The organism is Bacillus sp. JJ1122 (genome assembly GCF_036964885.1).
Lineage (GTDB): Bacteria > Bacillota > Bacilli > Bacillales > Cytobacillaceae > Mesobacillus.
This window is the reverse complement of record NZ_JBALQL010000013.1, coordinates 54,801-61,632: the sequence shown is the minus strand read 5'-3', so window position 1 is coordinate 61,632 and position 6,832 is coordinate 54,801. Positions and strand designations below refer to the sequence as shown.

The 6,832-nt window shown below is 42.8% G+C and carries 7 protein-coding genes and 11 tRNA genes; 1 reads left to right on the top strand and 17 read right to left on the bottom strand.

Translation table 11 applies throughout. The features are described 5' to 3' along the window. Window positions 1-98: 98 nt before the first annotated feature. From V7201_RS08000 to V7201_RS07945, 12 genes are all read right to left on the bottom strand, one after another. Window positions 99-172 (bottom strand) — tRNA-Gly (locus V7201_RS08000). Window positions 173-193: 21 nt separating this feature from the next. Continuing rightward, window positions 194-270: transfer RNA gene (locus tag V7201_RS07995), tRNA-Pro, on the bottom strand. A gap of 18 nt (window positions 271-288) precedes the next feature. Then, a tRNA-Arg gene (locus tag V7201_RS07990) sits at window positions 289-365 on the bottom strand. 63 nt (window positions 366-428) lie between these two features. Continuing rightward, window positions 429-514 (bottom strand) — tRNA-Leu (locus V7201_RS07985). Window positions 515-573: 59 nt separating this feature from the next. After that, window positions 574-658 (bottom strand) — tRNA-Leu (locus V7201_RS07980). Window positions 659-698: 40 nt separating this feature from the next. Beyond that, window positions 699-774: transfer RNA gene (locus V7201_RS07975), tRNA-Lys, on the bottom strand. Between the two features lie 7 nt (window positions 775-781). Continuing rightward, window positions 782-856, bottom strand: a tRNA-Gln gene (locus V7201_RS07970). 6 nt (window positions 857-862) lie between these two features. Beyond that, window positions 863-938, bottom strand: a tRNA-Asp gene (locus tag V7201_RS07965). Window positions 939-976: 38 nt separating this feature from the next. Further along, window positions 977-1,051 (bottom strand) — tRNA-Glu (locus V7201_RS07960). Window positions 1,052-1,065: 14 nt separating this feature from the next. Continuing rightward, a tRNA-Ser gene (locus V7201_RS07955) sits at window positions 1,066-1,156 on the bottom strand. A gap of 15 nt (window positions 1,157-1,171) precedes the next feature. Beyond that, window positions 1,172-1,246: transfer RNA gene (locus tag V7201_RS07950), tRNA-Asn, on the bottom strand. A gap of 142 nt (window positions 1,247-1,388) precedes the next feature. Continuing rightward, complete coding sequence (locus tag V7201_RS07945; RefSeq protein WP_335376252.1) at window positions 1,389-1,862, bottom strand: SprT family protein; 474 nt, start codon at window positions 1,860-1,862, stop codon at window positions 1,389-1,391. 93 nt (window positions 1,863-1,955) lie between these two features. On the opposite strand from V7201_RS07945, the gene cmpA reads away from it, so the two are divergent. Then, entirely contained in the window at window positions 1,956-2,069 is a 114-nt protein-coding gene (gene cmpA / locus V7201_RS07940; protein ID WP_210367160.1) for a cortex morphogenetic protein CmpA, read from the top strand. A 60-nt stretch (window positions 2,070-2,129) separates the two neighbouring features. Here the strand turns inward: cmpA and V7201_RS07935 are convergent, their stop codons facing one another. From V7201_RS07935 to V7201_RS07915, 5 genes are all read right to left on the bottom strand, one after another. After that, window positions 2,130-4,298 carry a Tex family protein gene (locus V7201_RS07935; RefSeq protein WP_438825034.1) on the bottom strand — a complete coding sequence of 723 codons (2,169 nt, stop codon included), beginning with the start codon at window positions 4,296-4,298 and terminating at the stop codon, window positions 2,130-2,132. 314 nt (window positions 4,299-4,612) lie between these two features. Further along, a complete protein-coding gene (locus tag V7201_RS07930) occupies window positions 4,613-5,209 on the bottom strand; it encodes a PP2C family serine/threonine-protein phosphatase (RefSeq protein ID WP_335376250.1) in 597 nt (198 codons plus the stop codon). Next, a complete protein-coding gene (sigB, locus tag V7201_RS07925; RefSeq protein ID WP_335376249.1) occupies window positions 5,206-6,000 on the bottom strand; it encodes an RNA polymerase sigma factor SigB in 795 nt (264 codons plus the stop codon). The genes V7201_RS07930 and sigB overlap by 4 nt, the downstream gene beginning before the upstream one ends. Further along, complete coding sequence (gene rsbW / locus V7201_RS07920; RefSeq protein ID WP_335376248.1) at window positions 5,978-6,451, bottom strand: anti-sigma B factor RsbW; 474 nt, start codon at window positions 6,449-6,451, stop codon at window positions 5,978-5,980. The genes sigB and rsbW overlap by 23 nt, the downstream gene beginning before the upstream one ends. Continuing rightward, window positions 6,448-6,780 carry an anti-sigma factor antagonist gene (locus V7201_RS07915; protein ID WP_335376247.1) on the bottom strand — a complete coding sequence of 111 codons (333 nt, stop codon included), beginning with the start codon at window positions 6,778-6,780 and terminating at the stop codon, window positions 6,448-6,450. Before V7201_RS07915 ends, rsbW begins: the two co-directional genes overlap by 4 nt. Window positions 6,781-6,832: the final 52 nt, after the last annotated feature.

Below are 6,832 nucleotides of genomic sequence, written 5' to 3'. Positions count from 1 at the left end.
TAAAGTTAAAACGTTGGCTAGTGATCATCTATATAATAGAAGTCACTATAATATTGTTTGTTGACGCTTGTTTGTTTAGTTTTCAAAGAACAATAAATTGGAGCGGGTGATGGGAATCGAACCCACTACATCAGCTTGGAAGGCTGAGGTTTTACCAGTAAACTACACCCGCATATGAAGTTAAATTGTTGAATGGTCGGGAAGACAGGATTCGAACCTGCGACCCCTTGGTCCCAAACCAAGTGCTCTACCAAGCTGAGCTACTCCCCGATATTAAGAAAATAAGAATGGCGCGCCCGAAAGGAGTCGAACCCATAACCTTCTGATCCGTAGTCAGACGCTCTATCCAATTGAGCTACGGGCGCATATTGTTTTTATAGCAACTTTTAAATATTATCACATCCACAATTGGATGTCAAGGACTTTTTTGGTGCGGCCGAGAGGACTTGAACCTCCACGGGGTTGCCCCCACTAGGCCCTCAACCTAGCGCGTCTGCCATTCCGCCACGACCGCATAAAGATGACAGGATCATATCATAACCAATTTCAACTTATTAATCAACAGGTAATTAATGGTGCGGGTGAAGGGAGTCGAACCCCCACGCCTTGCGGCGCCAGATCCTAAGTCTGGTGCGTCTGCCAATTCCGCCACACCCGCATTATTGCAATGTAAGTTATTTTGCTGGCGCAAAAAACTTTGGTGAGCCATGAAGGACTCGAACCTTCGACCCTCTGATTAAAAGTCAGATGCTCTACCGACTGAGCTAATGGCTCAAAAAAATGGCTGGGCTAGCTGGATTCGAACCAACGCATGACGGAGTCAAAGTCCGTTGCCTTACCGCTTGGCTATAGCCCAATAAAATGGCGGTCCCGACCGGGATCGAACCGGCGATCTCCTGCGTGACAGGCAGGCATGTTAACCGCTACACCACGGGACCATGTTTTTATTTTTAAAGAATGATGAAAAAAACTATTTTGGTGACCCCTACGGGATTCGAACCCGTGTTACCGCCGTGAAAGGGCGGTGTCTTAACCGCTTGACCAAGGGGCCATATTAAAGTGTTCTGGCGGAGAAGGAGGGATTTGAACCCTCGCGCCGGTTACCCGACCTACACCCTTAGCAGGGGCGCCTCTTCAGCCTCTTGAGTACTTCCCCATACCATAGAATTAATGGCTCCGCAGGTAGGATTCGAACCTACGACCGCTCGGTTAACAGCCGAGTGCTCTACCACTGAGCTACTGCGGAATAATATTAATTGCCTTCTTAAAAGCTCTTCAGAAGACTGTGTCGTTGTCTTGTCGACTCTTACTATTATAGGTAGGTGCCTAGTAAAAGTCAAGCGGGTTTTTAAAAGTTTTTCATTTGTTTTTTTCTCATTATAAAAACGCTATTCTATCAGCATTTCTTTGACCTTTACCAGCTTTCCCCGACATTTTCCGCAGACATATCTCGCAGTATTGATTGATCGTTTTCGGTGATACTCCATTTTACATTTGCTGCATTGGTAAATCAGAATTCTTTGTTGTACTCTTTTCTTCTTCTCCTCAGGCAGCATGGAGCAAAATCTTGGCGCCCCGACTTGTTTCATCAGTTCCCTGAAATCTTTATCACGATGCTTGTAGCCCTTTCCCTCTAAATGCAAATGATAATGACATAGTTCATGCTTTATGATCCCGATCAATTCCTGTTCGCCTAATTGCTCGAAATACTTCCTGTTGATTTCGATGTTATGGCTCCGCAGCATATAGCGTCCACCGGTTGTACGCAGTCTTGGATTAAAGAACGCTTTGTGCCTGAATGGCTTATGGAATTGCTCTGCTGATATTCTTACAACCATGTTGTGTAACTGCTGGTCTGTCATCATAATAAAACGCCTGCCTTTTAAAGAAACATGACAACCCATTATAGCATATATTAAGGATACCTTTTCACGCTATCTAAAGGAGGTACTGTTATGCCTGTCTGGTTCCAGAATCAAATGAAACGAGCCTTCTATGAAAAAAATCGATACCAAATTAAACTGCTCAATCAATGCTGGTTTTTTTATAGAAATAAACAGGGATTATAACTCTATGCTGATACACGATTATAATAAAAGACTGCAGAATGATCTGCAGCCTTTTTACCATTAAGCTTGCTCTGGCTTTAGCATGGTCAATGCAACGCGTCCTTTTTTCTGATCAACGCTGTCGACCCATACTGTTACAACATCCCCTACTGATACGATATCAAGCGGATGCTTTACGAATCTGTTGCTTAGCTTAGAAATGTGAACCAATCCATCTTGCTTTACGCCGATGTCGACGAATGCCCCGAAGTCTACTACATTGCGGACTGTCCCTTGCAACTCCATGCCTGTTTTTAAATCCTCTAGCTTTAGAACATCCTTTTTAAGAAGCGGAGCCGGCAGTTCATCACGAGGATCCCTCTCAGGTCTCACCAGGGCGTCAATATTGTCTTTAAGAGTCAGTTTGCCCATGCCAAGTTCACTCGCAGTCTGCTCTATATTGATTTTGCCTAACGCCTCTTTTAAAGCTGGACTGCCTAAATCACTTGTTTTGAACCCAAGGCTATCTAGAAGTTGTTTCACTTCACCATAACTTTCCGGGTGGATGCCTGTTCGGTCTAACGGTTCTTGACCGTCGCTTACTCTAAGGAAGCCGATTGCCTGTTCGTAAGTTTTGGCGCCAAGGCGAGGGATTTTTTTCAGTTGTGCTCTGCTTGTGAATTTCCCTTCTTCTTCACGCTTTTTCACAATATTATTGGCAACGGTCTTTGAAAGACCTGAAACATATTGAAGTAAAGAAGATGATGCAGTATTTACATTTACTCCTACCTGGTTAACAGCTGTTTCAACTACAAATGTTAGCGATTCGGAGAGTTTTTTCTGACTGACATCATGCTGGTACTGTCCGACACCTACTGATTTAGGGTCGATTTTAACAAGTTCAGCAAGTGGATCCTGCAAACGGCGCGCGATTGAAACTGCGCTTCGTTCTTCTACCTGGAAGTTTGGGAATTCTTCACGCGCTAAATCTGATGCCGAATATACACTCGCTCCTGCTTCATTGACAATCAGGTAATAGATTTCTTTATCTAATTCTTTCAGAATATCTGATACAAATTGTTCCGTTTCCCTTGAAGCTGTACCGTTGCCGATTGCAACCATTTCCACGTGATAATCCTTCAGCACTTTAATGAATTTCTCACGGGCTTCGGTACTTTTTGAACTTGATGTATGAGGATAGATGACCCCGATCGATAAAACCTTCCCTGTTTCATCTACCGCAGCCAGTTTGCATCCTGTCCTGAACGCCGGGTCTACTCCAAGGACTACTTTTCCTTTTAACGGCGGCTGAAGCAGCAGTTTTCTCAGATTTTCTGAGAAGATGTGAATAGCTTGCTCCTCTCCCTTTTCCGTAAGTTCATTCCTGATTTCCCGTTCAATCGATGGCTGAATCAGCCTTTTATAAGCATCTTCTATTGCTTCCATAATTGCTGACGCGGTAATAGCATGCTCTTTTTTTACCCATTTACGTTGAAGATAGCTCATGATTACATCCGTTTTGGGTTTAATCGAGACTCTTAAGAGCTCCTCTTTCTCACCGCGGTTAAGGGCAAGAATTCTGTGGGGCACGACCTTGCTTACCGGCTCTGAATATTCATAGTACATCTCATACACTTTTTTCTCATCCGACTCTTCATTCTTAACCGCCGATTCAATGGAACCTGATTTAAATGTTTCGTTGCGGATCCACTTCCTGCTGTCTGCATCATCGGAAACCATTTCAGCAATGATATCCTTCGCTCCGGAAATAGCTTCCTCTGCTGTTGTTACACCCTTTTCATCTGATAAAAACTCTCCAGCCTTCTGCTCGAGGCTTCCAGTCACCGGAAAGTCGAGCATCCATAACGCTAGTGGTTCGAGACCTTTCTCCTTTGCAACGGTTGCTTTTGTTCTCCGCTTTTGTTTATATGGCCGGTATAAATCCTCTACCTCTTGAAGTTTAATCGCTTTTTCTATGCTAGTCCTAAGTTCATCCGTCAGCTTTTCCTGTTCATCGATCAGCCTGATGACTTCTTCTTTACGCTGTTCTAAGTTCAGTATGTATTGCCATCTTTCAACTATGTCACGGATTTGCACTTCATCAAGCGCACCGGTCATTTCCTTTCGATAGCGGGCAATGAACGGAACGGTATTCCCTTCATTTATGAGAGAAATAACACTCTGTACTTGTTTAGATGTTAATGATTGCTCTTTGGCAATGATTTTTACGTATTGATCCTGCTTTTCCATCGTTTGATTCAAGAGACAATCCTCCATATCTTTTTTGGATAAGTGATTTCCTTATCCCTCTATATAGTGTACCAAAATTGCTGCTATGTTTATAGGGAGTAGTAAGGAGGCTTGTTACTCGGCAGTAGTTCGCATGCATGTTATTACCTTTTATTGTTTCTCCATGATGTACTGTCTTTATTCTTCCCTATTTAATCCCATTAGGAGTTTCGGTAACAAAACTCGTCTCGCCAGAATTCAACCATGTGAATCCAACAAGCATACAAACCCCCAACTCCCTGAATATCACACAAAAACAAAAAGAAGCCCACCGACTATAGTAGACTTCCCACAATAAAAGTTGCATCATCCATTGAATTTTCATAATCGCTTTTTATTTGTTCTGCGATGGCTGCTACAGATCTGTAACCCTTCAATAATGATTTTGCCCCATGGATATCAAATCCATCTGAGTAAATCAGGAACTTTGATTCCGGTTCAAAAACGAATCTCTGGGTATGAAACACTTGTGGCTTCCCTGACAAATATCCTGTTACGGGCAATGGATAAGTCAGTTTGCCATTTGGCGAGTAAAGGAAGAATCGGATATTGCCGACACAGCTGTATACAAATTCGTTTGTATCGAAATACACCTTAAAAATCGATACGGCTGCTCCTCTTTTTTGCACCAATATATTGTTACAGTATTTCATGAGAGTATCGACATCTTCATGATGGTGTTCCTCTACTACAGTCACAACCGCCGCAGAAGCTTCATGGGCATATTGCCCAGACCCTAACCCATCAGCTACTACACAGACAAAATATTCATCGGTGGCAGTATAGAAATAGCTGTCACCGCACTCTAATTTACCTTCTTTAATTGTCTGGTAAGCATAAAGTTCAATTTTGTCTTTGAACTGTTGGATCATGTAATATACTCCGAATTACTGTTTTCTGCATGAATTGCTTCTTGTAGCTTCTTGATGGCTCTTCTTTGAAGTCGTGATACATGCATTTGTGATATTCCCAGCTTGTCTCCTGCTTCTTTTTGGCTCAGGTTATCAAGGTAGGTATACTGGATAATTAACTTTTCTCTTTCACTCAGAACATGAAGTACTTTTTCAAGCACCATTCTTTGATTGATTTTTTCATAGCCTTCATCAATATTTCCGACGATATCTAACAGAGTGACAGTTCCTCCATCAGAATCAGCCTCAATGGAATGGTCAACTGATAATGCCTGGTAGCTTTTGCCCATTTCCATCGCTTCTAAAATTTCTTCCTCAGAAACCTGAAGAGCTTCTGCAATTTCATCCACTCTTGGAGAACGGTGCAGCTGCGTCGTCAAATCTTCGACAGTTGTCTTGATTTTCGGGCCAAGCTCTTTAATCCTTCGTGGCACATGGACACTCCATGTTTTATCTCGTAAAAATCTTTTGATTTCACCAATTATGGTCGGAACGGCAAACGCCTCGAAGCTTTTGCCAAAAGTTTCATCGTAACGGCGGATTGCCCCTAAAAGCCCGATCATTCCAACCTGGAATATATCTTCATGGAACGATCGTCCTTTTGAGTATTTACGGGCGATTGTTTCCACAAGGTTTTGATAATGGAGAACTAATTCATTTTGGGCGTCGGCGTCCTCATGAAGCTGGTATGCTTTGATTAATTGATTAATCTCTTCTTTTGGGCGTTGCTTAGGTTGAGATTGTCTCTGCATCTCTCTCCACCTGCTCTCCTTCTCGGTACTTGGTCATAAAGACCGTGACGCCCTCTTTGTGATGAATTCGAACCTCATCCATTAAGGTTTCGATCAGATACAGTCCCAAGCCTCCTTCACGAAGGAATTCAACAGAACTATTTTGATCGTAAGGACCAAGCCCCTGGCGTGCTGAATGGAAATCAAAGCTCTGGCCATTATCTGCAACCATTACCTCAAGTCGGTCTTCGTACAATCCAAAACCGATGATCACTTCGCCGTTGTCGTTATTTTTATAAGCGTGCTGCACAGCGTTTGTACATGCTTCACTTGTTGCGATCTTCAAATCTTCTATCTCATCATATGAAAAACCCATGCGGCTTGCAATGCCGGAAAGCGTCAGACGGATCACGCCTACAAATTCCGGTTTTGCCGGGATTTTCATTTCTATATAATCAAATGCTTGGCTCATTGCACTCCACCCTCAATCTGGCTGTTGATATCGATAATATCGGCCAAGCCGGTAATTTCGAAAAGTCTCTGCAAACGATCGGATAAACCGACAATTTTAAACTCTCCGTTATGGGCTCGGACATTTTTAAATACTCCTACAAACACTCCCAGCCCAGTACTATCCATATAATTGACCTCAGAAAGATCAACAACCATCTTTACGCCTTCTTTTTCGGACATAGGGAAAAGTTTCTCCCGAAGCTGTGGTGCTGTATATGCATCAATCTCACCATTAACCTTAACTGCTAAAACGGATTCTGTTTCTTTAACATCTATCGAAATATTCATAACTGACCCACCCTTTACAATTCAATTGCCTTTTAGATTTACCCGGTTCGGT